Source organism: Methyloligella halotolerans (assembly GCF_001708935.1).
GTDB classification, from domain to species: Bacteria; Pseudomonadota; Alphaproteobacteria; order Rhizobiales; family Methyloligellaceae; genus Methyloligella; species Methyloligella halotolerans.
This window is the reverse complement of the sequence record NZ_MASI01000008.1, coordinates 22,139-47,714: the sequence shown is the minus strand read 5'-3', so window position 1 is coordinate 47,714 and position 25,576 is coordinate 22,139. Positions and strand designations below refer to the sequence as shown.

Sequence of the window (25,576 nt, the reverse complement as noted above, 5' to 3'; positions counted from 1 at the left end):
GCGAGGAGCCGGAATCCCGCCCTTTCGCTTGCAAATCGGCGCCTCTCGCGGCAAGTTCTGGACGCGCGTTCTACGAATTTTTTCACGCACGCCTCGCCCGTAGGGACGGAAGCCTAACGGCTAACCGATAGCGGCTTCGACGCCGCCGGCGGGAGACCGGGCGAGAACGCGGCAGGCATTTCGACAAGCATTCAGGAGTCGAGCGGGATCATGGAGCTGACCATTGAAAAAGCGGGGCTGGTGAAGGCCCTGGCCCATGTGGCGAGCGTGGTCGAAAGGCGGAACACGATCCCGATCCTCTCCAACGTCCGGATCGAGACGAAGGCCGGGGAGATGGGGCTGACGGCGACGGATCTCGACATGGAGATCGTCGAGACCGTGCCGTGCCAGACCAAGACGGAAGGCACCACCACGGTGCCGGCCCATATGTTCCACGACGTGGTGCGGAAGCTTCCCGACGGGACGGATATCGTGCTGTCCCTCGACGGCGAGGCGGCCCGCTTGAATATCTCCTGCGGACCTGCGCGGTTTTCGCTGCAGACCCTGTCGGCGGAGGATTTCCCGGCGCTGAGCGTGGAGGACCTTTCGCATTCCTTCTCGGTTCCGGCGAAGGATCTGCGGAAGCTGATCGAGAAGACGCGCTTTGCGATCTCCACGGAAGAGACGCGCTACTATCTGAACGGCATCTATCTTCATGCGGTGGAGAACGAGGGCGCCGGCACCCTGCGGGCCGTAGCGACTGACGGCCATCGGCTGGCGCAGATGGAGCTGCCCTTGCCTTCCGGCGCCAGCGGGATGCCCGGGGTGATCGTGCCACGCAAGGCGGTGGCGGATCTGCACCGGCTGACCGAGGATGCCGACGGTGAGGTCAAGATCGAGCTGTCCTCCTCCAAGATCCGGGCGACCACCAAGACCTCTGTCCTGACCTCCAAGCTGATCGACGGGACGTTCCCCGATTACGAGCGGGTGATCCCGCAAGGCAACGACAAGGAGATGGAGGTCGACAATATCGCGTTCGCCAAGGCGGTTGACCGCGTCTCGACGCTCTCCAGCGACAAGGGCCGGGCGGTGAAGCTCGCCATCGCGCCCAACAAGCTGGTGCTTTCGGTGAACAATCCCGATAGCGGCAGCGCGACGGAAGAGCTGCCCATCGATTACGACTCCGACAGCCTGGAGATCGGCTTCAACGCGCGCTATCTGCTCGATATCGCAGAGCAGCTGGAGAGCGGCACGGCGGAATATATCTTCGCCGATCCGGGTTCGCCGACGGTGGTGAGGGACGGCGACGACCCCTCTCTGCTCTATGTGCTGATGCCGATGCGGGTATGACCGCGAGACCGATAGCGAACGAGCATCCCCCCACAAGCGGGTCTCCGAACGGCGGCTCCGACCATAATCGCGCGCAACGGCTGTTCGTCGAGCAGCTGACCCTGACGGATTTCAGGAATTTCGCATCCGCCCGCCTCAATCTGGATGGGCGGCCCGTCGTGCTGGTGGGCGATAACGGCGCCGGCAAGACGAGCCTGCTGGAAGCGGTTTCGCTTTTGGGCGCCGGCCAGGGCCTGCGCAGCCGTCCCTATAAGGAGCTTGCCCGCCATGGAGGGCGCGGCGGCTGGGCCATCGCCGGAAAGGTGGCAAGCGGCGGCGAGACGGTGCCACTGGGCACGGGCTTCGGCCTTGCGGGTGACGAGGACCGCGCCTCGCGCAACGTACGGATCGCCGGTAAGGAGTCATCCTCCAACGCGCTCGCCAATCACGTGAAGGTGGTCTGGCTGATCCCGGCCATGGACGGACTCTTCACCGGCCCAGCTTCCGAGCGCCGACGCTTTCTCGACCGCCTGATGCTGGCCGTGGACCCGAAGATGCGCACGCCCCGGGCCCGGTTCGAACGGGCCATGCGGCAGCGGAACCGCCTATTCCAGCTGCATGAAGGCTCGCCATCCCTGTTTGCAGGGCTCGAGGAGCAGATGGCGGAGACGGGCACGGCGATCGCCGCCGCCCGTCTGGATGCGGTCTCGCGGCTCGCGGCTCTGATCGAGGCGTCGAAGGAAAGTCTGATGCAGGGGCTCTTCCCCTGGGCATCGCTGGCCCTCGCCGGCACCTTGGAGGCCGATCTGATGGACGGCTCGGCCGTCGAGGTGGAGGACGCCTACAGGGAGCGCCTGGCCGTCACCCGAGAGCGGGATCGCGCGGCACAGCGGACCCTTGAAGGGCCCCATAGGAGCGATTTAGTGGTCTCTCACGGGCCTTCGGAGCGGCCGGCGGAGATTTGCTCATCCGGAGAGCAGAAGGCCCTGCTGCTGGGCCTGATCCTGTCTCAGGCGGCCCTCATCACCGAACTCGACGGCGCCGCGCCGTTGATCCTTCTGGACGAGGTAGCGGCCCATCTCGACGCAACCCGCCGGGAAGCGCTTTTTTCGGAGATTTTCAGGCTTGGAGCCCAGGCTTGGATGACCGGAACGGAAGCCTCCGTTTTCGCTTCGATGACACCGAAAGCGCAGATTTTTGGCGTGAACTGCGGTACAATATCGGACTGAACAACCAGGGATTCGACGACCCCGCCCTGGCACGCTTCCAATCCTCACAACGAACCCAGGTTCCGAATGGATAAATCCACCGACGAGACCCCCCCGATTCCCGAATACGGCGCCCAATCGATCAAGGTGCTGAAGGGGCTGGATGCCGTGCGCAAACGGCCGGGCATGTATATCGGCGACACCGATGACGGCTCGGGCCTGCACCACATGGTCTACGAGGTGGTCGACAACGCCATCGACGAGGCGTTGGCGGGATATTGCGACGAAATCCACGTCACCCTGAACCCGGAAGGGTCGGTGACCGTGGAGGATAACGGGCGCGGCATCCCGACGGAGATGCATGGCGAGGGCACCTCGGCGGCCGAGGTCATCATGACCCAGCTTCACGCGGGCGGTAAGTTCGACCAGAATTCCTACAAGGTGTCCGGCGGTCTCCACGGGGTGGGCGTCTCCGTGGTGAACGCCCTGTCGTCGGAGCTGGAGCTCACCATCTGGCGGGACGGCAAGGAGCACTTCATGCGCTTCGCCCATGGCGACGCACAGCAGCCCCTTGAAGCGGTTGGCCCGTCGGAGGGCAAGACAGGCACGCGGATCACCTTCACCCCGTCCCAAGACACCTTCACCATGGTGGATTTCGATTACGCCACCTTGGAGCATCGCCTGCGGGAGCTCGCCTTCCTGAACTCCGGGGTGCGGATCGTGCTGTCCGATCATCGGGGCGTGGAGCCGAAGACGGAAGAGATGAACTACGAGGGCGGCCTGGCTGCCTTCGTGAAGTTCCTCGACCGCACGAAGCATCCACTTCTCTCGGAGCCGCTGATGGTCTCCAAAGAGCAGGACATGATGTCGGTGGAAGCCTCGCTCTGGTGGAACGACAGCTATCACGAGAACGTGCTGTGCTTCACCAACAACATCCCGCAGCGGGATGGCGGCACCCATCTGGCCGGCTTCCGCGCCGCGTTGACCCGGACCGTGAACACCTACGCGGCCGAGTCCGGCATCGCGAAGAAGGAGAAGGTTTCGCTGACCGGCGACGATGCCCGCGAGGGGCTGACCTGCGTGCTGTCGGTGAAGGTGCCGGATCCGAAATTCTCAAGCCAGACCAAAGACAAGCTCGTCTCCTCGGAGGTCCGCCCCGTGGTGGAGAGCGTGGTCGCCGACGCTCTGTCGCAATGGTTCGAGGAGAACCCGAGCGAGGCGAAGGTGATCGTGCAGAAGATCGTGGAAGCGGCAGCGGCGCGCGAAGCGGCTCGCAAGGCCCGCGACCTCACCCGGCGCAAGGGCGCGCTCGACATCGCTTCGCTTCCGGGCAAGCTGGCGGATTGCCAGGAGCGCGACCCCGCAAAGTCGGAGCTGTTCCTGGTGGAGGGCGACTCCGCCGGCGGCAGCGCCAAGCAGGCGCGCGACCGGGCGTTCCAGGCCGTGCTTCCCCTGCGGGGCAAGATCCTCAACGTGGAGCGCGCGCGCTTCGACCGGATGCTTTCCAGCCAGGAGATCGGAACCCTGATCACGGCGCTCGGCACCGGCATCGGGCGGGACGACTTCAACGTCGAGAAGCTGCGCTACCACAAGATCATCATCATGACGGACGCCGACGTGGACGGCGCCCATATCCGCACCCTGCTGCTGACCTTCTTCTACCGGCAGATGCGGGAGCTCGTTGAGAACGGGCATCTCTATATCGCCCAGCCGCCGCTCTATAAGGTGAAGCGCGGCCAGTCGGAGCACTATCTCAAGGACGAGGCGGCGCTCACCGACTATCTGATCAATCAGGGTCTGGACGAGACGGTGCTGGTGACAGGCGAAGGCGCGGAACACGCCGGCGCCGATCTGCGCGATATCGTCGAGAAGGCGCGCAGCGTCACCAATCTGCTCGCCGGGCTGCATAGCCGCTATCCCCGCTTCATCATCGAGCAGGCGGCGATCGCCGGGGCGCTGTCGCCAGGCGTGCTGAAGGATCAGGCCCAAGCCCAAGATGCGGCAGCCTATGTCGCCAAGCGGCTGGATACGCTGGCCGAGGAGACCGAGCGCGGCTGGGAGGGTGAGGCGCTGCCGGAAGGCGGCTTGCGGTTCTGGCGCGAACTGCGCGGCGTGATGGAGTCCCATCTCATCGACGGGCCGTTCATCGCCTCGGCCGATGCGCGCCGGCTCGATCAATACGCGCCGCATCTCCAGGAGATCTACAGCCGGCCGGGCACGCTGCGCCGGAAGGATTCGAGCCTGGCCGTGCACGGACCGAGCGAGCTTCTGGATTCCGTGATGACCACGGGCCGGAAAGGTCTGTCCTTGCAGCGCTACAAGGGTCTGGGCGAGATGAACCCGGAGCAGCTCTGGGAGACGACCCTCGATCTCGATAGCCGCACCATGCTTCAGGTGAAGCTCGGAGAGCTGGACGAGGCGGACGAGATCTTCTCCCGGCTCATGGGCGACGTCGTGGAGCCGCGGCGCGAGTTCATCCAGGAGAACGCACTCCAGGTGGCGAACCTGGATATCTAGGGCTATCCGTCTATCGAGCCCCCGCTGCGATTTTTCGTGGAGACGTTGGCTACTGGATCCCTGCATTCGCAGGGATGACGGCCCAGTTTTCGACGAGCGCCCTGCCTTAAAAACCCGTCTCGGGCACCAAGGTCGTGCCGTCCACCATGCGCGAAAAGCGGAAGGGGTACGGGTCCACGATGGGCTCCTCGCCGAGCGCGATATCGCCGATCAAGTGACCGGCGGCGGGGCCCGTGCCAAAGCCGTGACCGCTGGAGCCGGCCGCGAGGTAGAAGCCGGGGATGGCATCCACGTCGGAGATGACGGGAATCGCGTCGGGCGAAGCATCGATCAACCCGGCCCAGCTTTCAGCCATCTCGATGCCGGAGAGCTCCGGATAGGCGTCGCGCAAATTTTGAATCGCCAGACGGAGGGGTTCGGGATCCGGGTCGGGGTCGGTGACCCGAACGCTTTCCGTCTCGAAGGGCGACGGCCGGTCGAGAGGCCAATCCTTGGGCCGGGCCCAGGCTTCGAAGAAGGCGCGGCCGAAGCGGATCTTCATCTTGCTGCCCTCCTTCAGGAAGGCGGGCCAGAAGGCTGCCATATGGCGGAAGGCTTCGGGGGTCAGGTCGAACCGCAACGGGCTGCGCTTCGCCAGGGTGTAGCCGCCATCGGTACGGCGGCGGATGCAGAACGGCGCGGTGCCGATCATGCCCTGGGTAACCTCCGGGGCTTCCTTGGTGCGCATGGCCGTGGCCCGCACGCCGAGGATCGGGACCTTCAGTCCGTGGCGGCGGCAGAACAAGGCTGCCCATGCCCCGCCGGCACAGATCACCTTTTCCGTCTTCACGGTGCCCTTCTCGGTGACAAGGCCGGCCACCCGGCCCCGCTCCAGCTGAAGGCCGCGGGCGGCGCAGCGCTGCAGGATGACAGCGCCTTTCTCCCGCGCCAACTCGGCAATCGCCGGTGCTGCAAGCGCCGGCTCGGCGCGGCCATCATTCTCCGTATAGAGCCCGCCGATCCATGGAATCGTGCAGCCCGGTGTCAGCTCACGGGCGGAGTCCGCGTCAAGCATCCGGCTCTCGATCTGATATTTACGGGCGGTCTGCTGCCATTTGCGCCACCGCTCCATGTCGTCTTCGGTCTCGGTGACGTAGAGGACGCCTGCGGGGCGGAAGCCGAGATCCTTGGGGCTCTCTTCCTGAAGCTCGCCCCACAGACGCAAGGATTCCCGGGAAAGCGCCATCTCCGCCTCGGCCCGCCCCTGCTGGCGGACCCAACCCCAGTTGCGGCTCGATTGCTCGCCGGCGACATGCCCCTTCTCCACCAGCACGACCGAGAGCCCCCGACGCGCAAGGTAGTAGGCGGCGGAGCAGCCGATGATGCCGCCGCCAATGATGGCGATATCGGCGCGCTCGGGCAGCTGGTCTTCGGTGACGATGCGGGAAACGGGCGGTGACATGAGTTCAGCTTCGTTTGGAGGATTGCGGTTTCGATTCGGCTCCCAATGGCTCCCGACCTTAACCCGATAGCAACGCGCCAAACCTATGGTTAAGGCGAATTTGCGGGCGGTTTGAAGCAGCCATTGGCGGGGCGTGATTTATGAGCAACGGGCGCAAGCGACGGCCCGCAGGTAGAGCTGCGAGCGACGGACGCATCGAACCCTCCTTCGAGGGGCGGCGCAAGAGCCCAAAACGGGGTACCTCGCCGCGGCGCAAGGGCAGCGGCGGGCGCCGTCGCAAACAGCAGAAAACGCCGGTGCTGGGCCGGGTTTTCCGCTTCACCATGCTCGCGGGCGTGGTGGCCGCGATCGCCTTCGGCCTCTACGCCATCCACCTCACCTCCAAGTTGCCCGACCCGGTCCTGCTCACCCTTGACGACCGGCCGCCGAATGTTCAGGTGCTCGCCTCCGACGGGACGAGAATGGCCGAGCGTGGCCTTCGCCGCGGCCATGTCCGTGTCGAGGATCTGCCGCCCCATCTGATCGAAGCCGTGATCGCCACGGAAGACAGGCGCTTCTACAGCCATTTCGGGGTGGACCCGCTCGGTCTGATGCGCGCGGCCGTGGTGGACATCATGGCGGGCGCCTTCGTCGAGGGCGGCTCGACCATTACCCAGCAGCTCGCAAAGAACCTATTCTTGAAGCCGGACCGGACCATCGAACGCAAGATCGAGGAGATGGTCTACGCGATCTGGCTGGAGCGCCGGTTCGACAAGAACCAGATCATGGAGCTCTATCTGAACCGGGTCTATTTCGGTGGCGGCGCCTATGGCGTGGAAGCGGCCTCGCGACGCTATTTCGGCAAGTCCGCGACGGATCTCGACCTGCCCGAATCGGCCATGCTCGCCGGGCTCCTAAAGGCTCCGTCCACGTATTCCCCGACGCGCAGCCGGAAGCTGGCGAACTCTCGTCTGGAGGTCGTTCTCGACAACATGGTCGCGGCCGGCTTCATCACGGAAGGCGAAGCCAAGCGCGCCGCGAGCCAGCCGCTCGGCCTGCGCGCCCAGGGCGACCAGACGGGCTATCCCTATATCGTCGATTGGGTTGCTGAGCTGCTGCCGGAGTTCGTGGGCGAAAAGCACGGCGATCTGATCGTCACCACGAGCATCGAGCCGGCGGTCCAGAAATCGGCTCAGCAGACCCTGCAGAAGCGGCTGGATGCCGAAGGCGGCGAAGGCGGAGCTCATGAAGGCGCCGTTGTCGTGCTCGGAACCGATGGCGCGGTCAAGGCGCTGGTCGGCGGCCGCTCCTATCAGACGAGCCCCTATAACCGTGCCGTGAAGGCGAAACGCCAGCCGGGCTCTTCATTCAAGCCCTTCGTCTATCTCGCGGCCATGGAGGCGGGCTATACGCCGGATTCCGTCGCCATCGACTCGCCGGTCTCCCTGGCTGGCTGGAACCCCAAGAACTACCACTCCAAGTATTATGGGGAGGTCACGCTGCGGACCGGGCTCGAGAAGTCCCTCAACTCGGTCGCGGTGAAGCTGATCCGGCAAGTCGGCCCGGCGCGGGTCATTCAGACCGCGCAGCGGATGGGCATCGAATCCAAGCTCGGCAACGAAATGTCCCTGGCGCTCGGCACCTCGGAAGTAAGCCTTCTCGAGCTCACGTCGGCCTATGCCCCCTTCGCCAATGGCGGTATGCGGGCCCAGACCCATGTGATCGAGGAGATCCGTGACGCCGACGGACAGGTGCTCTATCGCTGGCAGGCTTCACCCGCAGCACCGGCCATCGGACGGCGTCAGCTCGGCGCCATGAACGATATGATGAATGCGGTCGTGGTGAGCGGCACGGGCCGCAGGGCGGGCATTCCCCAGCATGTGGCCGGCGGCAAGACCGGCACCACCCAGGGCTCGAAGGATGCCTGGTTCGTGGGCTACACGGCCCATTACGTGGCGGGGGTCTGGATCGGCAACGACGACAACACGCCCATGAAGAAGGTCACCGGCGGGACGATCCCGGCCGAGGTCTGGCACGATGTGATGCTGGCGGCCCATGCGGACAAACATCCCTACAGCCTGCCCGGCACCTATTCGCCCGGAATCACCGCCTCGACGAGCCCGATCGAGATGGGCAAGCGCGCCGCGGACCAAGGCTCGGCCTGGCTGAAGCGGATGCTCGGAATGTTCGGCGGTTAGAGCCGCCTATTCGATGCTGCCTTTGGGGGATTGGCCTGCGCCGCCGGCGATCATGTCGTCCGCGCCGTAGCGATGCAGGCTCGCGCCATGCTCGCGGAGCCATTTCTGTGCCCGCTCGTAATCCGGCATGGTCTTCTCCACCAGCTTCCAGAAGCGCGGCCCGTGGTTCATATGGGCGAGATGGGCGACCTCGTGGACCACGAGATATTCCAGCACGAAGCCCGGCGCCAGGATGAGGCGCCATGAGAAGGAGAGTGCGCCGGAGGTCGAGCAGGAGCCCCAACGAGTGGTCTGATCGCGCACGAAGATGCGCTTGGGCTCAAGACCCATGCGTTCGGCCTGATAGCCCACCTCATCCTTGAGATCATGCTGGGCCTGGCGCTTCAGCCAGTCCAGGAGGCGGCGCGGAGCGTGCTCTGGCTCGCCCGAAACGCAAAGCTTCGGGAGATTCTCCGCACTTTGGGCGGCGGCTTCGGGCCAGGCCGGCAGATCGATGCTGTCCTCGGCATCGATCCAGGCCACGCCGCGACGGCGCACGGGGCCGGCGAAACGGATCTGATGCGCGTAGCCGCGCAAGGGCACGACCGCACCGTCGGTGAAGGGAACCGGCTCCGAAAGGCCCGCCAGACGCTCCTTCAACCAGTCCAGATGGCGGGACAGAAATTCGTCGGCGTCGGCGAAGGAGGAATAGGCAGGGACGGTGAGCACAGCGCCGCGCTTGGCTTCGGAAACCTGCAAGCTGAACCGGCGCGCGCGGGGGCTGCGCCGCATCAGGATCGGAACGCCCAACCCCTTGATATTCAGCTCGATTGTTTCCTTTCGGCCAGGCTTCAGCCGCTTGAGCATAGGCAGACTCCCTACACAAACCGCCTCGAATCGGGCGGCTATCCCCCTAGAATACCACAGCCCGATGACGGCTTATTCGGATTGTCGGCTCAGCCGATCAGATTGCCGAAAGCGCGCGAAAATCGGTTCTCGCCGCGATTATGCATGGCGATAAAATCGGTAATTCGCGGCACGATTTCGTCACGATAGCGGGAGCCGTTGAAGACGCCGTAATGTCCCACCCCCAGCTGGAGGTAATGCTCGCGCATGTTCTCCGGCAGCTTGGAGGCGAGCTTGTGGGCCGCCGAGGTCTGCCCGATGCCGGCGATATCGTCCTTTTCGCCCTCAACGGTCATCAGGGCCACGCGCTCGATCTTGCTGGGATCGACAGCGACGCCGTCATGGGTCATCTGCCCCTGAGGCAGGGTGTGGCGGAGGAAGACCTCGTCGATGGTCTGCAGATAGAACTCCGCCGTCAGATCCATCACCGCAAGGAACTCGTCGTAGAAGTCACGATGCTTCTCGGCCGAATCCCCGTCGCCCTGGACGAGATGCTGGAAGAGGTCCTGATGGGCGGTGATATGGCGGTCCAGATTCATGCCCATGAAGCCGGAAAGCTGCAGAAATCCGGGATAAACTAAGCGCATCATGCCCGGATGAGGCCAGGGAACCTGGGTGATCACGTTACGGCGGAACCACTCGAGCCCCCGGTCGAGCGCGAAGCAGTTGACCGCGGTGGGGCTCTCGCGCGCATCGATCGGTCCGGCCATCAGGATCATCGAATGGGGCACGGCGCGTTCGCGCGACTGCTCCATAAGGGAGATGGCGGCGAAGACCGGAACGACGGGCTGGCAGACCGCCATCAGATGGACGTCGCCAGCGAAAAAGCGGCAAAATTCAATGATGTAGTCGATATAGTCGTCGAGATCGAACGCGCCCGCCGCGAGGGGGACGTTGCGCGCATCCTGCCACTCGGTGACGTAGACGTCGTGATCGGCCAGCATGGCCTTGACGGTGCCCCGCAGGAGGGTCGGGAAATGCCCGGCCATCGGCGCGACGATCAGCACCTTCGGATCGCGCCGGCGCATGCCTGACAGATCCCGCTCGAAATGGACGAGATTGCAGAACGGCTTGGAAATCAGGGTGCGCTCACGCACGGGAACCTGCTTGCCATCGACGGTCACCTCGTCGAGGCCCCAGGCCGGCTTGCGGTATCGGCGGGTCGTACGCTCAAACAGCTCCAGGCTGGCCGCCGCCGTGCGGCCGAGGGGGGTATGAGAGGCCGGGTTCAGCGGATGCTTGAACAGCAATCGGAACCCGTCGGCCAGGGCACGTGCCGGGCTCAACGCCGCATGATTGAGTTCGTAGAGATGATAGAGCATCGTGACCTCAGGATTTATGCCGCACCGCACAATGGAAATGGGGTGGCTACGCTGCATTGCAACATTAAATCGTGGCGGCGGAGGGGTTTGCCAGCGCGGCTAAAGGTAGCGTTTCAGTCCTTCGGCCATCTTGTCGGGGGCGGTTCCGTAGCTGAAATGGTCGACATAGCTTCCGTCCGGCCCCATCAGATAGACGATGGCGCTGTGGTCGACGTTGTAATTCTCGTCGTCAGGCTTTTCCTTATGGACCTGATAGGTCACTCGATATTCCTTCGCCACCTTGGCGATCTCCTTATCCGATCCCGTCAGCCCGACGAACCGGTCTCCGAAGTTCGACAGATATTCCTTTAGGGCCTCGGGGGTATCGCGCGCCGGGTCGACGGTGACGAAGACCGGGACGACCTCTTCCGCCTTATCGCCCAGGTCGTCCAGCGCTTCAGCAATGACCTGGAGCTCCGCCGGGCAGATGTCCGGGCAGTGGGTGAAGCCGAAAAAGACCAACATGTGCTTGCCACGGAAATCCTTCTCCGTGACCTGCTTCCCATCCTGATTGGTCAGGGTGAACGGGCCGCCGATCAATGCGGTACCGGAGGTCTCGGTGCGCGGACCGCTCGGTTGGGTGGCGATGAGGACGCCCAGGCCGATGACGGCTCCGAGGCAGAAAGCGATGACGACGACGGTGATGAGGCGGCGCATGGCGAACCATATAGTTTGGCGTTTCGCGGGGAGATAGGGGACTGCGACATCGGCGCGGCCCCGAACTCGGAGCGCCCTTTTAGCAGGGAGAAACGGTTACGCTAAGGGGGGCTTAGGCTTGCGGCGCGGCGCGGGCCGAATTATGCCCAAGTCACCATGACCGTCACGGAAGATCAAATTCCCACAGAGCCACGCCCCAGCGTGCCCGAATGGCTGCAGCGGGGACAGACGCGCCTGCGTCTCCAGACGATGGTGCGGCTGCGCTGGCTCGCGGTCATGGGGCAGAGCTTCACGGTGATCGGGAGCTACTGGGTCCTCGGACTGGACCTGCCCATCGTGCCTGCGCTCATCGCCATCGCGGCGTCCGCCTGGCTCAACGTCATGCTCCGGCTGCGCTATCCGGCAAGCCAGCGGCTGCCGAGCTTCTTCGCCCTGCTCATGCTGGGGTTCGATATCCTGCAGCTGGCGGTCCTGCTCTACCTGACCGGCGGCATGGAGAATCCGTTCGCCTTCCTGCTGGTGGCGCCGGTGACCGTCTCGGCAGCCACCCAGCCCCCCCGGGTAACGCTCAGCCTCGGCCTTCTCGCCGTGGTCCTGGCGACGGTGCTGATCTGGGTGCACTATCCGCTGCCGTGGTTCGCCGGTTCGGTGCTGGCGCTGCCCTTCTTCTATGTGTTGGGGATCTGGGCGACGGTGGTCTCCGGCCTGCTGTTCATCGGCTTCTATTCCTGGCGGACCGCCGAGGAAGGGCGGCGTATGGCCGAGGCGCTCGCCGCCGCGGAGATGGTGCTGGCGCGCGAGCAGCGGCTTTCGGCCCTGGACGGGCTGGCCGCCGCCGCAGCCCACGGCCTCGGAACGCCGCTGGCGACGATCTCCGTGGTCACCAAGGAGTTGCTGCGGGACGCATCAGCGGAAAATCCCCATTACGAGGATCTGCAGCTGCTGCGCGACCAGGCCGAGCGCTGCCGGGAGATCCTGGGGCAGTTGGCTGCCAAGGCCGAACAGAACGATCTCATCGTCTCGCGGATGACGGTGAGCCACCTGATGGAAGATGTGGTTGAGCCGCACCGCCTGGTCTCCGTGCCGATCGACGTGACGACCGGGCCAGCCGCCGGTCTAGACCCCGGCAGCCGCGCCATGCAGGAGCCGGTTATGCAGCGCAATCCCGGCGTGCTTTATGGACTCGGCAATCTCATCGAGAACGCTATCGATTTCGCCGCGAACCGTGTCGAGGCGACGGCGACCTGGAACGAAAACGAGGTGCGTATCGTCATCGCCGATGACGGCACCGGCTTCCCGCCCGATGTGCTTGAGCAGCTGGGCGAGCCCTTCGTGACGACGCGGCCCAGCCAGAGCTGGGGCGAGGAAGCGCCGGACGAGCATATCGGCATGGGGCTTGGCTTCTTCATCGCCAAGACGCTGCTGGAGCGATCGGGCGCGCGGCTCGAGCTCGCCAACCGCTCGGCCTCCCCCGGCGGCGCCGTGGTGACCGTGGTATGGCCGCGGGACCGGTTCGAGCGTGTCTGGTCGAGCTTCGACTAGGCTCTCGCGGCGCACCCAAGGCTGCTCACACACAACCGGCGTTAACCATTGGGATTTGGATTCTAGCGCTCGGGAGCCTATTTTAAGTGCATATCTAGAGCGATTTACGGATGCGGTGGATGCTCAGCCTCTCGAGGGGCCGTTTTACCTTATAAGGGTTTTAAAGTGGAGCATGACCGGCCCGGCCGATAGAAAGTTAGGATCATGGATGCTCAACCTATCGACGTCTCGTTGCCGCAGAGTGGGCAGCAGGACAAAACGCTCCTGATCGTCGATGACGATCGGGCGTTTCTCGCGCGCCTGGCGCGCGCCATGGAGACTCGCGGCTTCGAGGTGGAGATTGCTCCGACCGTCGAAGAGGGGCTGACCGCCCTGCGCAAGCGTCCCCCGGCCTTTGCCGTGGTGGACATGCGCCTGGACGATGGAAACGGCCTGGACGTGATCGCCGCCCTCGCCGATATCCGGCCGGGAGCACGGGCCGTGGTTTTGACCGGCTACGGCAATATCGCCACCGCCGTGAACGCGGTGAAGCTGGGCGCGGTGGACTATCTCGCCAAGCCGGCCGATGCGGACGATGTCTACAATGCATTGATCGCCAAGGATGCGAAAGCACCGCCGCCGGAGAACCCGATGTCTGCGGACCGGGTGCGCTGGGAGCACATCCAGCGGGTCTACGAGCTTTGCAACCGCAATGTCTCGGAGACGGCGCGCAGGCTCAACATGCACCGCCGGACGTTGCAGCGGATCCTGGCCAAGCGCGCGCCCAAATAGGTTTGCGCCATCATTGCGGCGCGTCCGGTCCGCCGGACGCGCGATCTATTCTCCGCAAAACGGATCGATGGCTCTTTGAAGCCTGAGCGCGGCTGCGCGCGCGAAGCACAGGGTCATGGCCTTGCGCCGTGAAGCGGTGAGCCGAATCTCGCCCGGCTCCCGCATGATCTCCGCACCGAACCGGTCGGCGAGGATAAGACCGGCATGGTCCGGAATGATCTCGTGGGGGAAGTCGGGCGCCACGGCGAAATAGAGACGGTCGCAGTGGTCGTGATACTCCTCCCATTTGCCGTCGGCTTGGTAGTCGGCGAGGCAGGACTTGATCTCGACGATCCAGATATCGCCCGACGGCGATAGCCCCACCACATCGGCACGCCGCCCTCCCGACAGCGTCAACTCGGTAACGACCGAGTGACCGTAGGCGCGCAAGGTGCGGCAGACTCCGCGTTGAAGCGCCGCCGCGGCCGGTGACTGGCGCCCGTCCGGGCACAGGACGGGATCGTCATCCTCCTGTGCTGGAACATCCTTTTGCTGTGCCAGAGAGTCCTTCAGCATCTCGCCGATCCAACCTCACGCAGGTGTGATTCCCATGTTAGCGGCACCGTCCCAATATTCGGACAAGCAATGCGGGAACGATACCGCGGCGCACAACATTTCTTGGAGATGTGCGCCTGCCCTTGTTAGGCTTTTCGACGGGGGATGGGCAAGGAGGCAAGATTGAGCATCAGCGAAGCGGTTCCGGCCGGACCCCAGACCCAGGCCAAAGATCAAACCACCCCCGAAAACGATCAGCTCTTCCGCCGGTTGATGGAGACCAGACGGGTGTCTCTCGACCTGGCCGCGCCGTTGAGCGACGAGGATCAGGTCGTCCAGGCGAACCCGGATGCGAGCCCGACCAAGTGGCATCTCGCCCATATCACCTGGTTCTTCGAAGCCTTCGTGCTGCGCTCGTTCCTGCCCGGCTATCGCGTCTATGACGAAAAGTTCGAATACTGTTTCAATTCCTACTACGACACGGTGGGCGAGCGGCAACCGCGGGATAAGCGCGGGCTGATGACACGACCTTCGGCCGCCGAAGTCCGCAGCTATCGCGCCTACGTGGACGAGGCGCTGGAGCGGATGTTCACCGACGTGGATCTGTCGGACGAGGCCCTCGCGCTCGTCGAGCTCGGCATCAATCACGAGCAGCAGCATCAGGAGCTGCTGCTGACGGATATCCTGGCGCTGTTCTCGGACGAGCCGCTGAAGCCGGCCTATCGCGAGGCCAAGATGGGCGTCGCGGCCGATGCGCCGGGCGAGCTGACATGGACGTCTTTCGACGGCGGCATCCACGAATTCGGTCACGGCGGTGACGGGTTCTTCTACGACAACGAAGGGCCGCGCCACGAAGAGCTGATCCGTCCCTTCAAGCTGGCCAATCGCTGCATCACCAACAAGGAGTGGATCGCCTTCATAGAGGATGGCGGCTACGAGACCTCGACGCTCTGGCTGTCCGACGGCTGGTCCCGTGTGAGCCGCAAGGGCTGGAAGGGACCGCTCTACTGGGACGAGGCTGAAGGCGGCTTCATGCAGATGACGCTGCTCGGCTACCGCCCGGTCGATCCTGCCGCGCCTGTAACCCATATCAGCTTCTTCGAAGCGGACGCCTTCGCCCGCTGGGCGGGCAAGCGCCTGCCGAGCGAGTTCGAATGGGAGCTCGCCGCTGAAGACCTGCCCGTGAAGGGCCGGACGCTCGGCGCCGATCACCTGCGGCCGATGCCTGCCGATCCGAAGGCGAACGGCCTGCAGCAGATGTATGGCGATGTCTGGGAATGGACGGCGAGCGCCTATCTGCCTTATCCGGGCTTCAAACCCGCCGTCGGCGCGGTCGGCGAATATAACGGCAAGTTCATGTGCAATCAGTTCGTCCTGAAAGGCGGGTCCTGTGCGACGCCGGAAGGCCATATCCGCAAGACCTACCGAAACTTCTTCTATCCCTTCCAACGCTGGCAGTTCACCGGCCTCCGGCTTGCGGCAGACATCTAATGAACAGCTATTCGAAAGAAGCGACCGCCAAGACCTCCACAGGGAAGACGCGGCGCGACCGGCTCGCGAGCGGCGGCCTGCCGCCGGAGCTGACGGAGTTCGCCGAGGCCGTGCTCGAGGGGCTCTCCCTGGAGGACAAGGCCATTCCTTCGCGCTTTCTCTACGACGCGCGAGGCTCTGAGCTGTTCGAGGAAATCACCGATCTCGACGAGTACTATCCGACCCGCACCGAGATCGCGATCCTGGAGCGGTACGGTGAGGATATGTCGGAGCAGATCGGGCGTGCGGAAGCGCTCGTGGAGTTCGGCTCCGGATCGAGCCGCAAGACGGTGCTGTTGATCGAGGCGCTCGACGCTCTGAAGACCTACGTGCCGATGGATATCGAGGCGACCTGTCTCGCTCAGGCAAAAGAGGCGCTGGACGTGCAGTTTCCTGGACTGAAGATCCAGCCGCTGGTGGCCGACTTCACCAGGCCGGTGGATCTGCCTGAAAGCCTGTCCGGGACGTTCAAGCTGGGCTTTTTCTCGGGCTCGACCATCGGCAATCTGACCAAGCCGGAAGCGCGAAAGTTCCTGGCCAACGCGGCGAAATCCCTCGGTCCGGGTTCGGCATTCCTGATCGGGGTCGATCTGAAGAAGCCACTGGATATCCTGCTGCCGGCCTATAACGACGCGAAGGGCGTGACGGCGGAATTCAATCTCAATCTCTTGAAGCGGATCAACCGTGAGTTGGAGGGGACTTTCGATCTCGATCAGTTCGAGCACGATGCCGTCTTCAATTCAGAGCACGGCCGGGTGGAGATGCATCTCGTCAGCCAGGCCCGGCAGCGGGTCAGCGTGCTGGGCGAGCGGTTCGACTTCGAAGCCGGCGAGCGGCTCCACACCGAGAACTCTCACAAATATACCCTGCCCGAATTCCGCCTGCTGGCAACCGATGCGGGCTGGCGGCATGCGGCGCTCTGGGTGGACGACGGGGCGCTGTTCAGCCTGCACCTGCTGCGCCTGCCGGGGTAGTGCCAGGGCAGAAGCTCCGGGCCTCTCGTCGAGATACGAGATTCGCTCGCCCTTTCCATGAGGGTGCACGTTGAGGCCTGCCTCCACTTCCGTCCTGCCAGCACGCGCCCATCACCTTGGCGCAACTCCTCGTCCTGAGGGGCGCGGGAGCGCGCCGTCTCGAAGGACGAGGCAACAACCGCCGCGACCGTCTTGCCTCCCGCGCTCCTGCCGGGCATTGTCTCGGCTCTTTTGGACCTTGCGGATGCACGGGGGATTTTCGTGGCGGACCTGATTTCCGGAAATGCGGCGATCGGCCAGTCGGGCGGACCGACGGCGGTGATCAATCAATCCTTGGTCGGCGTGATCGAGGGGCTGAAAGCCGGCCTCGTCGGCTCAGGCCAAGTGAAGAAGATCCTCGGCATGCGCCACGGCGTGCGAGGGCTGATCGCCGAAGGGGATGACGGGCTGGTCGACCTCTCCGCCATGGATCAGGCCAAGCTGGAGGCGATCGCGCGGGCGCCCTCCTCCGCGCTGGGCTCGACCCGGGACAAGCCGGACGAGGCCTATTGCGAGCGCATCCTGGAAGGCTGCAAGCGCCACGACATCCGCTACTTCTTCTATATCGGCGGCAACGATTCCGCCGATACGTGCCGCATCGTGAGCGAGAAAGCCGCCGAGGCCGGCTACGAGATGCGTTGCTTCCACGTGCCGAAAACCATCGACAACGATCTGAAGGAGAACGACCACACGCCGGGATTCCCGTCGGCGGCGCGGTTCGTGACCATGGCGTTCATGGGCGATTCCATGGACAACGCCAGCCTCGATGGGATCAAGATCAATGTCATCATGGGGCGCCACGCGGGATTCCTGACCGCTGCCGCGGCGCTGGCCCGCGGCGAGAGCCGCGAAGCAGAGGAGCCGTCGCGCTATCATGCCGCTCATCTGATCTACCTGCCCGAGGTCCCCTTCTCCACGGAGCGCTTCCTGGCCGATGTCGATGCGGTCTATTCCCGGCTCGGCCGCTGCCAGATCGCGGTGAGCGAGGGCATCTGCAACGAGAAGGGCGAGGAGATTGGACCGCAGCTCGCCGCCAACGCCGAGCGCGACGCCCACGGCAATATCCAGCTTTCGGGCACGGGTGCGCTGGGCGACGGTCTTTCGGATCTGGTGAAGAAGGGGCTGACGCCGGAGGGCGGAAAGGCGCCGCGGGTGAGGGCCGACACGTTCGGCTATCTGCAGCGCTGCTGGCCCGTGCCGTCTACGGTCGATGCGGAAGAGGCGCGCGCCGTCGGGCGCCACGCGGCGGAGCTTGCGGCAAAGGGCGAGAGCCACGCCTCGGTGATCCTGGTCAGAAGCGGCAACGGAACGGGCTATCGCAGCGCCTGCTCCCAGACCAATCTCTCCAACGTCGCGCGCCATACGCGCCACATGCCGGCGGAGTTCATCTCCGGCAGCAACGACGTGACCGAAGCCTTCTACGACTATTGCGAACCGCTCGTGGGCGAGCTTCCGCGCTTCGGCAGGCTCTAGGCAGAGTTCGACGTACCGCTCGTGGCGTCATGCCGGCGAAAGCCGGCATCCAGCCCGCAGCTCTTAGCCGTTTGTTGGATCCCGGCTTGCGCCGGGATGACGGGCGTTGTGTTTTGCGGCCCGCGCTGCAGGCCTACTGTTCGGCGCTGATGGTCTGGCCCGGCTGGGCGGGAAGCTTGTTGCTGACCGCCGGGCGGACCTGCTTGCCCCGCGCATTCCAATAGGTCGCCCGATAGTTCTCGCCGCGCGCCTTGAGATAGGTCCAGAGCTCCTCGCCGGCATAGTAGGAGACCTCCCAGCGACCGACGGTATCCTCCGGCACTTCCCGGAACTCGATGGTGATCTCGGTGCCCGGCTTCACGTCGCCCTTCTTCACCTCCAGCACCTTCGCTTTCGCATAGTAGAACTGCAGGGCCTGGCGGGTTTGCATGTCGGGGAGCGCGCCCACGGAGGTGACGGAAAGCACCTCGATCAAGGCAACGAGGTCGCTTTTCTCGGTCAGTTCCTCTTCGCTGAGAGGCGTCGGCAGCGCGAAGGCCGGAGCCGCAATCAGCAACACTGCGAGAAAACCGAAGATCCTGGGCATCGAGGGCTTGAGCATACGCGGGGTCTCCACCGGGTTGAGCCGGAGAAGACTAGCACGCGGCAGCCGCAATAGGCGCTTCTTACGCGTCGATCAGATCCCGCACATAGCCTGGCAGGGCGAAGGCCGCGGTGTGGACCTCGGGATTATAATAGAGCGTATTCAGCCCGGCTTCCTGATAGCGGGTGGCAATGACGTCCCGGCTCAGGCGCCGCAGCGCGAGATTGTCCGTGGCCCAGCCATAGGACATGGGTCCGCCGATATAGGTGGGCGTCGAGGCGAGATAGGCCGAGGCATCGCGAAACAGACGCCGGAACGCCTTAACGCTGCCGGTGAGCTCCGGCCCCTGCATGAACGGCACGCCATTCTGAGTCACCAGAATGCCGCCATCGGTCAGGCAGCGCTTGCAGCCGGCGTAGAACTCCGGCGTGAAGAGCACGGCGCCTGGCCCGATCGGATCGGTGGAATCGACGATGATGACGTCGAAGCGCCGGTCGGTCTCGGCAACGAATTTCGTGCCGTCGGCGATGACGATCTCGGCGCGGGGATCGTCGAAGGCGCCGTCGGAGACCTTCGGGAAATATTCGCTGCAGAGATCGATGACCCCGCGATCGATCTCGCAAAGCGTGACCTTCTGCAGGGCGCGGTGCTTCAGGGTCTCGCGCAAGGCGCCCCCGTCGCCGCCGCCGATGATGAGCACATTCTCCGCCCGGCCATGGGCCAGCAGCGGCAGATGGGTGATCATCTCGTGATAGACGAACTCGTCGGCCGTGGTGAGCTGGACGACGCCGTCCAAGGTCATCACTGTGCCGAACCGGCCATGCTCGAAAATGACGAGATGCTGGTGGTCGGTCCGGCTGTCGAAGACGATCCGCTCGGCCTTCAGGCCGAAACGGACGCCGGGATGGAGGGTTTCTTCGACCCATTCGTCCATCGGAACATTTCCTTACCGCGCAAAATCTCGTTCACGATCACCTGCTCCGGCGAGAAGGCGAAGCGGAGCACGTCGACGGCACGGTGGGGATCGGTGGCCCCGCACATGAAGACGTCGAGCGCCGCATAGCCGTATTCGGGCCAGCTGTGGATCGAAATATGGGATTCCGCCAGCACGGCCACGCCGGAGATGCCGCCATTCGGTGTGAAATGGTGCAGATGGATGTGCAGAAGCGTCGCTCTCGCGGCCTCGACACAATGGCGCAGCGTGTCTTCGACATGCTGCAGATCGTCGATCCGCTCCGCACCGATCAGATCGACGATCAGGTGGGTGCCCGCGAAGCGCACGCCATCCTGTTCGCAGAAAAAGTCTCTCGCTTCCTGCGCCGAGTCGACGGCGCAAGGCGTATGCATTTCTTCCGTTTGGGCGGTGCTTGAACGAGGATCCAAGTCCATCCCCAATTGGAAGAGGGCGTCATCAGACGGGTTGCCCGACAAGGCGTCCTCCCCAACCAGCAGATGTCCATAATCAGACAGGAGCGCGCTCTTCGCAGATCGCCCAGGGCGTTGCAAGTGAATTTTGGATCACCCCGGTCCGGAGTTTTCGGACGCCCAGGATATAGGTTCTGCGCGGCTTATTCCGAGCATAGGGACGGATGAAAATCGGCACTCGTGGATTTCGGTTTACCCCTTGTTTGCCAACGGAGAATAGACAGGGATTCCCGGGGCGTGCCGCCCGAATTTCGGCAGATTTCTGCCTCTTTTATGCTCGCAAGGGGCCTGCGGCGGCAGGCCGCGCGGTTGAAATCATCCGGCGGCTTGAGTATCTAATGCCCAACACTTGAAACGGATGCTTTGTTAATTCTGGCGTTTGCATATTTGGGAGAGGAATCATCAGCGATTTCAGATCGGTGGATGCTGGCCGCGCGGATGACGGTCGCACAGAGAGGGACGCCTCCTCCAAGGGGGAGATCCAGTTCCGCACACCGCGCCCGGAAGATGGGCCTGACGTCACTGATCTGATCGCCAACTGCCCGCCGCTGGACACAAATTCCGCATATTGCAACCTCCTCCAATGCAGCCATTTCGCCGACACCTGCGTGGTCGCGGAACGAGACGGTGAGTTGGTGGGTTGGATTTCCGGATACAGGCCCCCGAGCAATCCGGATCAGATCTTCGTCTGGCAAGTTGCGGTTTCCAAAACCGCACGCGGCGAAGGTCTTGGGGGCCGGATGCTGAGCGAACTCGTTTCGCGCCCCGCCGTACGCGGCTGCACCGCGCTGATCACGACGGTCACAGAGGACAACGATGCCTCCTGGGGCATGTTCGGCGGCTTCGCCAAGAGGCACGGCATGACCTTGACCAAGGATCCGCTCTTCGAGCGCGAGAAGCATTTCGCCGGAAAGCACGATACCGAATGGCAGGCTACGATCGGCCCGCTGAAGACTTAAGCGACGAGGCAAAGGACCACCGCGATGACCGACACACCGACCCCCAGCCCCGACAAACCCGATACCGAGATTTACGAGCGCCGCGAATCTATCGTTCGCAGCTATTCGCGCGCCATCCCGCGCGAATTCGACAAGGCGCAGGACGTCTGGATGTATGACGAGCAGGGTGGCCGCTATTTGGACTTCCTGGCAGGCTGCTCTTCGCTGAACTACGGCCATAACCATCCGGTGCTGAAGAAGGCGCTGCTCGAATATATCGAGCGCGACGGCGTGGCTCACGCCATGGACCTCCACACCAAGGCCAAGGCCGAGTTTTTGACGACGTTCGAGAAGACGATCCTCAAGCCGCGCGACATGGATTACCGCGTGATGTTCACCGGCCCGACCGGCACCAATGCGGTCGAGGCTGCGATCAAGTTGGCGCGCAAGGTCACCGAGCGCACCCAGATCATCGCTTTCACCAACGGCTTCCACGGCATGACCCTCGGCGCACTCGCCGCGACGGGCAACGTGAAGAAGCGCGCCGGCGCCGGCGTATCGCTGAGCGACGTGTCGCACGAGCCGTATGACGGTTATTTCGGTCCCGACGTCGACACGGCCGACCAGCTCGATCAACGGCTGTCCGATCCGTCCAGCGGGCTCGACAAACCCGCCGCCATCATCCTGGAGACGGTGCAGGGCGAAGGCGGGCTGAACGCCTGCTCCAACGCGTGGCTGCGCAAGATCGCGGACATCGCCAAGAAGCACGGCGCGCTCTTGATCCTGGACGACATCCAGGCCGGCTGCGGCCGTATGGGCACCTTCTTCAGCTTCGAGGAAGCCGGCATCAAGCCCGATATCGTCACTCAGGCGAAGTCGCTTTCCGGCTACGGCCTGCCCTTCGCGGTGGCGTTGATCAAGCCGGAGCTCGATATCTGGTCGCCGGCGGAGCACAACGGCACGTTCCGCGGCAACAACCATGCCTTCGTCACGGCAACGGCCGCGCTCAAGGAATTTTGGAGCGACGACAAGCTGGCCAAGGACGTTCAGCGCCGGGACAAGATCATGAAGGACCGTATGGAGCGATCGCCAAAAAGCACGGTCTGGAGACCCGGGGCCGCGGCATGATGCGCGGCGTCGCCATGGAGAACGGCGAGATCGCAGGCGCTGTGACGCAGAAATGCTTCGAGCGTGGGCTGATCATCGAGACGAGCGGCGCCGACAGCGAGGTGGTCAAGATCCTCGTGGCGCTGGTGATCGACGACGACAATCTGAAGACCGGCCTCGACATCATCGAGGAGAGCGTCGACGAGGTGCTCGGCGGTCCGGTCAAGGTCGCAGCAGAGTAAAGAGGGTTATTTATGTTAGTTCGTAAGCTTGCCGACATTCGCGCATCCGACGCCAATGTGAAGAGCGACGGGTGGGAGAGCGCCCGGATGCAGCTGAAGAAGGACGGCATGGGCTTCTCCTTCCACATCACGACCCTCTATGCAGGCGCCGAGCTCAACCTGCACTACACCAACCATCTGGAGACGGTTTACGTGATCGAGGGGACGGGCACGATCGAGGATCTCGGCACGGGCGAGACCCACAAGCTCGAGCCCGGCACGATGTACGCGCTGAACAACCACGACGATCACATCCTGCGGCCCGAGACCGACATCATCTGTGCATGCGTCTTCAACCCGCCGGTTTCCGGGCGGGAAGTGCATGACGAGAACGGCGCCTATCCCGCCGATCTCGACGAAGAGGAGGCAACCGCCTCTTAAGGCTTCCTTGAAAGCCTGACTCGCCGATCAATCTCAACCATCCACTGCACAAAGGGAGAAGTGTCATGAGAGACAATTACCGATCCCGCTGCGCGGCGGAACCTGCGGTGCTGCCGCGCGTCGATCCCGTTCTGCACGGCGAATGGGATGCATCTGCTCCACTGACAGAGGAGCAGGCGACAAATTTCGATCGTGACGGCTATCTCGTCCTGAAGAATTGGTTCTCGGCGGACGAGGTGGCGCTACTGCAGGCGGAGATGGATCGGGTGCTCGCCAATCCCGATCATCTCGCTCGTGAAACCGTAGTCACGGAAGCGAACCGCCATGAGGTCCGTTCGATTTTCGATATCCATGCCCAGAACCCGGTCATGGGCCGGCTCGCGGCCGACGAGCGGCTCGCTGGTATCGCTCAGTTCCTGCTGGACGACCAGGTGTATGTGCACCAGTCGCGGCTGAACTATAAGCCTGGCTTCGAGGGCAAGGAGTTCTACTGGCACTCCGATTTCGAGACATGGCACGCCGAGGACGGCATGCCGCGCATGCGCGCGCTGTCCATGTCCGTGCTGCTTGCGGAGAACGGTCCGCAGAACGGACCATTGATGCTGATCCCGGGCTCCCAGCGGATTTTCATCTCCTGCGTCGGCGAGACGCCGGAGGATCACCACAAATCTTCCCTCAAAAGCCAGCATGTGGGCGTGCCCGACAAACCGACTTTGATCCAGCTGGCTGATGAGAACGGCATCGACGCGCCGACCGGCGGCCCCGGTACGGTCGTCATATTCGATTGCAACACGATGCACGGGTCCAACGGCAATATTACGCCCTACCCTCGGGCAAATGCGTTCTTCGTGTATAATGCGGTCTCAAACCAACTCGTCGAACCGTTTGCCGCCAGCCGTACCCGGCCGGGCTATCTGGCTGCGCGCGAGGTTCACCCTATTTACCCCATCGCGGGTCGACTAACGGAGCAGGCTGCATGACAGGACAGCATAGCGTCGAGAAAATCGGCGGGACTTCCATTTCCGCCACCCAGACGGTCTTCGACAATGTGCTGATCGCAGGTCGAAAGGGTCAGGATCTGTACAACAGGATCTTCGTCGTATCGGCATATGCCGGCATGACGAACCTTCTTCTGAAGAACAAGAAAACCGGCGAGCCGGGGGTTCATTCAGCATTCGCGAAGAACGACCGGGAGCATCCCTGGCGGGAAGCCCTGGAGAATGTCCGCAATGCCATGCACGCCCGGAACGCCGAAATGTTCGCAAGACCCGAGCGGCTGATCGAGGCGGACCGCTTCGTCAACGAGCGGATCGACGGGGCCAGAGCCTGTCTCGACGATCTCGACAGGCTCCGTTCCCATGGCCGCTTCCGGCTGACCGAGCAGCTCAACACTATGCAGGAGATGCTGGCCGGCATCGGCGAGGCCCATAGCGCCTACTGCACAGCTCTGCTGCTCCGGGACCGCGACGTGAACGCGGTTTTCGTGGACCTGACGGGCTGGCATGACAGGGAGGCCCTGACCCTGGACCAGCGCATCCTGAAATCGCTGGATGACATCGATCTCACCACACAGCTTCCCATCGTCACCGGTTATGCCGGATGCGAAGGCGGCATGGTCAGCCGGTACGCCCGGGGCTATTCGGAGATGACATTCTCCCGCGTCGCTGTGCTCACGGATGCGCGCGAAGCGATCATCCATAAGGAATTCCATCTTTCCAGCGCAGACCCGAAGCTGGTGGGCGAAGACAAGGCCCAGAAGATCGGCCGCACCAATTACGATGTCGCCGATCAGCTCGCCAATCTCGGCATGGAGGCGATCCATCCCCGCGCGGGACGCGGCCTTCGCCAGGCCGATATCCCCTTGCGGGTGCAGAACACCTTCGACCGCGAGGACGAGGGCACCCTCATCCAGGGCGACTACGTTTCGGATAAGCCAAAGGTGGAAATCATCGCCGGCGTCCGCTCGATGCTGGCGCTGCAGTTCTTCGAGCAAGACATGGTCGGCGAGAAGGGCTACGACGCGGCGATCCTGGAGGAGCTGACCCGCCACAAGGCCTGGATTGTCAGCAAATGCTCCAACGCCAACACGATCACCCACTATCTCTCCACAGACAACGCGACGGTCAACCGCGTGATCTCCGATTTGGAGGAGCGCTATCCCGGCGCGGCCATCACCTCGCAGCCGATCTGCATGGTCTCGGTGATCGGTAGCGATCTCGGCGGGCCCGGCCTGGTGCCGCGCGCCCTGGACGTGCTTCTCAAGGCCGATATCGACGTGATGGCGCTGCAGTATCAGATCCGGAACGTGGACGTGCAGTTCATCCTCGATCCTGCCGACTACGACGGCGCCGTGCGCACCCTGCACAATGCCTTGATCGAAGAAGGCGATATCGGCGGGAAGCAGGAAGCGGCCTAGGACCCTCGCGACCACTCTTTTCGCGATC

The 25,576-nt window shown here is 63.7% G+C and carries 23 protein-coding genes; 15 read left to right on the top strand and 8 right to left on the bottom strand.

The annotated features are described in order from the left end of the window. The first annotated feature begins 210 nt into the window (after positions 1-210). The 3 genes from dnaN (at position 211) to gyrB (ending at position 5,033) form a co-directional block, all read left to right on the top strand. Positions 211-1,329, top strand: a complete 1,119-nt coding sequence (gene dnaN / locus A7A08_RS12980) for a DNA polymerase III subunit beta (protein ID WP_069095903.1) — start codon at positions 211-213, stop codon at positions 1,327-1,329. Beyond that, positions 1,326-2,537 (top strand): DNA replication/repair protein RecF, encoded by a 1,212-nt coding sequence (gene recF, locus A7A08_RS12975; RefSeq protein ID WP_083226773.1) that lies wholly within the window; start codon positions 1,326-1,328, stop codon positions 2,535-2,537. Before dnaN ends, recF begins: the two co-directional genes overlap by 4 nt. Positions 2,538-2,603: 66 nt before the next feature. After that, on the top strand, positions 2,604-5,033 hold the full coding sequence (gene gyrB, locus A7A08_RS12970; protein WP_069095902.1) for a DNA topoisomerase (ATP-hydrolyzing) subunit B: 2,430 nt from the start codon (positions 2,604-2,606) through the stop codon (positions 5,031-5,033). A 106-nt stretch (positions 5,034-5,139) separates the two neighbouring features. On the opposite strand, the gene A7A08_RS12965 is transcribed toward gyrB, so the two are convergent. Beyond that, the gene (locus tag A7A08_RS12965; protein ID WP_069095901.1) at positions 5,140-6,474 is read right to left on the bottom strand and encodes an NAD(P)/FAD-dependent oxidoreductase; all 1,335 of its coding nucleotides are present in this window, start codon (positions 6,472-6,474) and stop codon (positions 5,140-5,142) included. A 296-nt stretch (positions 6,475-6,770) separates the two neighbouring features. Here A7A08_RS12965 and A7A08_RS12960 point away from each other — a divergent pair, with 296 nt between their 5' ends. Further along, a complete protein-coding gene (locus tag A7A08_RS12960) occupies positions 6,771-8,651 on the top strand; it encodes a transglycosylase domain-containing protein (protein WP_069095900.1) in 1,881 nt (626 codons plus the stop codon). 6 nt (positions 8,652-8,657) lie between these two features. Here A7A08_RS12960 and A7A08_RS12955 read toward each other — a convergent pair whose 3' ends face one another. The 3 genes from A7A08_RS12955 to A7A08_RS12945 form a co-directional block, all read right to left on the bottom strand. Then, positions 8,658-9,497: a M48 family metallopeptidase gene (locus A7A08_RS12955; RefSeq protein ID WP_069095899.1), complete on the bottom strand. Its 840-nt coding sequence runs from the start codon at positions 9,495-9,497 to the stop codon at positions 8,658-8,660. 89 nt (positions 9,498-9,586) lie between these two features. Continuing rightward, positions 9,587-10,858 carry a polyhydroxyalkanoate depolymerase gene (locus A7A08_RS12950; protein ID WP_069095898.1) on the bottom strand — a complete coding sequence of 424 codons (1,272 nt, stop codon included), beginning with the start codon at positions 10,856-10,858 and terminating at the stop codon, positions 9,587-9,589. A 99-nt stretch (positions 10,859-10,957) separates the two neighbouring features. Beyond that, entirely contained in the window at positions 10,958-11,554 is a 597-nt protein-coding gene (locus tag A7A08_RS12945) for an SCO family protein (protein WP_069095897.1), read from the bottom strand. Between the two features lie 156 nt (positions 11,555-11,710). Between A7A08_RS12945 and A7A08_RS12940 the strand changes: the two genes are divergently transcribed. Both A7A08_RS12940 and A7A08_RS12935 read left to right on the top strand, forming a co-directional pair. Further along, on the top strand, positions 11,711-13,096 hold the full coding sequence (locus A7A08_RS12940) for an ActS/PrrB/RegB family redox-sensitive histidine kinase (RefSeq protein ID WP_083226771.1): 1,386 nt from the start codon (positions 11,711-11,713) through the stop codon (positions 13,094-13,096). Between the two features lie 204 nt (positions 13,097-13,300). Then, the gene (locus tag A7A08_RS12935) at positions 13,301-13,867 is read left to right on the top strand and encodes an ActR/PrrA/RegA family redox response regulator transcription factor (RefSeq protein WP_069095896.1); all 567 of its coding nucleotides are present in this window, start codon (positions 13,301-13,303) and stop codon (positions 13,865-13,867) included. A gap of 45 nt (positions 13,868-13,912) precedes the next feature. Here the strand turns inward: A7A08_RS12935 and A7A08_RS12930 are convergent, their stop codons facing one another. Further along, positions 13,913-14,422, bottom strand: coding sequence for an MmcB family DNA repair protein (locus A7A08_RS12930; RefSeq protein WP_069095895.1), 510 nt, complete (start codon positions 14,420-14,422; stop codon positions 13,913-13,915). 162 nt (positions 14,423-14,584) lie between these two features. On the opposite strand from A7A08_RS12930, the gene egtB reads away from it, so the two are divergent. The 3 genes from egtB (at position 14,585) to A7A08_RS12915 (ending at position 18,417) form a co-directional block, all read left to right on the top strand. After that, positions 14,585-15,892, top strand: a complete 1,308-nt coding sequence (gene egtB / locus A7A08_RS12925; protein WP_342586689.1) for an ergothioneine biosynthesis protein EgtB — start codon at positions 14,585-14,587, stop codon at positions 15,890-15,892. After that, positions 15,892-16,905: an L-histidine N(alpha)-methyltransferase gene (gene egtD / locus A7A08_RS12920; protein ID WP_083226770.1), complete on the top strand. Its 1,014-nt coding sequence runs from the start codon at positions 15,892-15,894 to the stop codon at positions 16,903-16,905. The genes egtB and egtD overlap by 1 nt, the downstream gene beginning before the upstream one ends. 261 nt (positions 16,906-17,166) lie before the next feature. Beyond that, positions 17,167-18,417 (top strand): 6-phosphofructokinase, encoded by a 1,251-nt coding sequence (locus A7A08_RS12915; RefSeq protein WP_208430638.1) that lies wholly within the window; start codon positions 17,167-17,169, stop codon positions 18,415-18,417. Between the two features lie 133 nt (positions 18,418-18,550). Here the strand turns inward: A7A08_RS12915 and A7A08_RS12910 are convergent, their stop codons facing one another. The 3 genes from A7A08_RS12910 to speD all read right to left on the bottom strand — a co-directional run bounded on the left by A7A08_RS12910 (position 18,551) and on the right by speD (position 20,347). Beyond that, positions 18,551-19,018, bottom strand: coding sequence for a hypothetical protein (locus tag A7A08_RS12910; RefSeq protein ID WP_069095893.1), 468 nt, complete (start codon positions 19,016-19,018; stop codon positions 18,551-18,553). A gap of 64 nt (positions 19,019-19,082) precedes the next feature. Then, a complete protein-coding gene (speE, locus tag A7A08_RS12905; protein ID WP_069095892.1) occupies positions 19,083-19,934 on the bottom strand; it encodes a polyamine aminopropyltransferase in 852 nt (283 codons plus the stop codon). Then, on the bottom strand, positions 19,883-20,347 hold the full coding sequence (gene speD / locus A7A08_RS12900) for an adenosylmethionine decarboxylase (RefSeq protein WP_342586688.1): 465 nt from the start codon (positions 20,345-20,347) through the stop codon (positions 19,883-19,885). Before speD ends, speE begins: the two co-directional genes overlap by 52 nt. A gap of 497 nt (positions 20,348-20,844) precedes the next feature. Between speD and ectA the strand changes: the two genes are divergently transcribed. From ectA to A7A08_RS12875, 6 genes are all read left to right on the top strand, one after another. Then, a complete protein-coding gene (ectA, locus tag A7A08_RS12895) occupies positions 20,845-21,384 on the top strand; it encodes a diaminobutyrate acetyltransferase (RefSeq protein WP_083226769.1) in 540 nt (179 codons plus the stop codon). A gap of 24 nt (positions 21,385-21,408) precedes the next feature. Continuing rightward, positions 21,409-22,491, top strand: a complete 1,083-nt coding sequence (locus tag A7A08_RS12890; protein WP_342586687.1) for an aspartate aminotransferase family protein — start codon at positions 21,409-21,411, stop codon at positions 22,489-22,491. Next, on the top strand, positions 22,488-22,712 hold the full coding sequence (locus tag A7A08_RS17440) for a hypothetical protein (protein ID WP_342586686.1): 225 nt from the start codon (positions 22,488-22,490) through the stop codon (positions 22,710-22,712). The genes A7A08_RS12890 and A7A08_RS17440 overlap by 4 nt, the downstream gene beginning before the upstream one ends. 12 nt (positions 22,713-22,724) lie before the next feature. Continuing rightward, entirely contained in the window at positions 22,725-23,132 is a 408-nt protein-coding gene (locus A7A08_RS12885; RefSeq protein ID WP_069095890.1) for an ectoine synthase, read from the top strand. Positions 23,133-23,239: 107 nt separating this feature from the next. Further along, entirely contained in the window at positions 23,240-24,112 is an 873-nt protein-coding gene (gene thpD / locus A7A08_RS12880; protein ID WP_280948820.1) for an ectoine hydroxylase, read from the top strand. Further along, the gene (locus A7A08_RS12875) at positions 24,109-25,548 is read left to right on the top strand and encodes an aspartate kinase (protein WP_069095888.1); all 1,440 of its coding nucleotides are present in this window, start codon (positions 24,109-24,111) and stop codon (positions 25,546-25,548) included. The genes thpD and A7A08_RS12875 overlap by 4 nt, the downstream gene beginning before the upstream one ends. Positions 25,549-25,576: the final 28 nt, after the last annotated feature.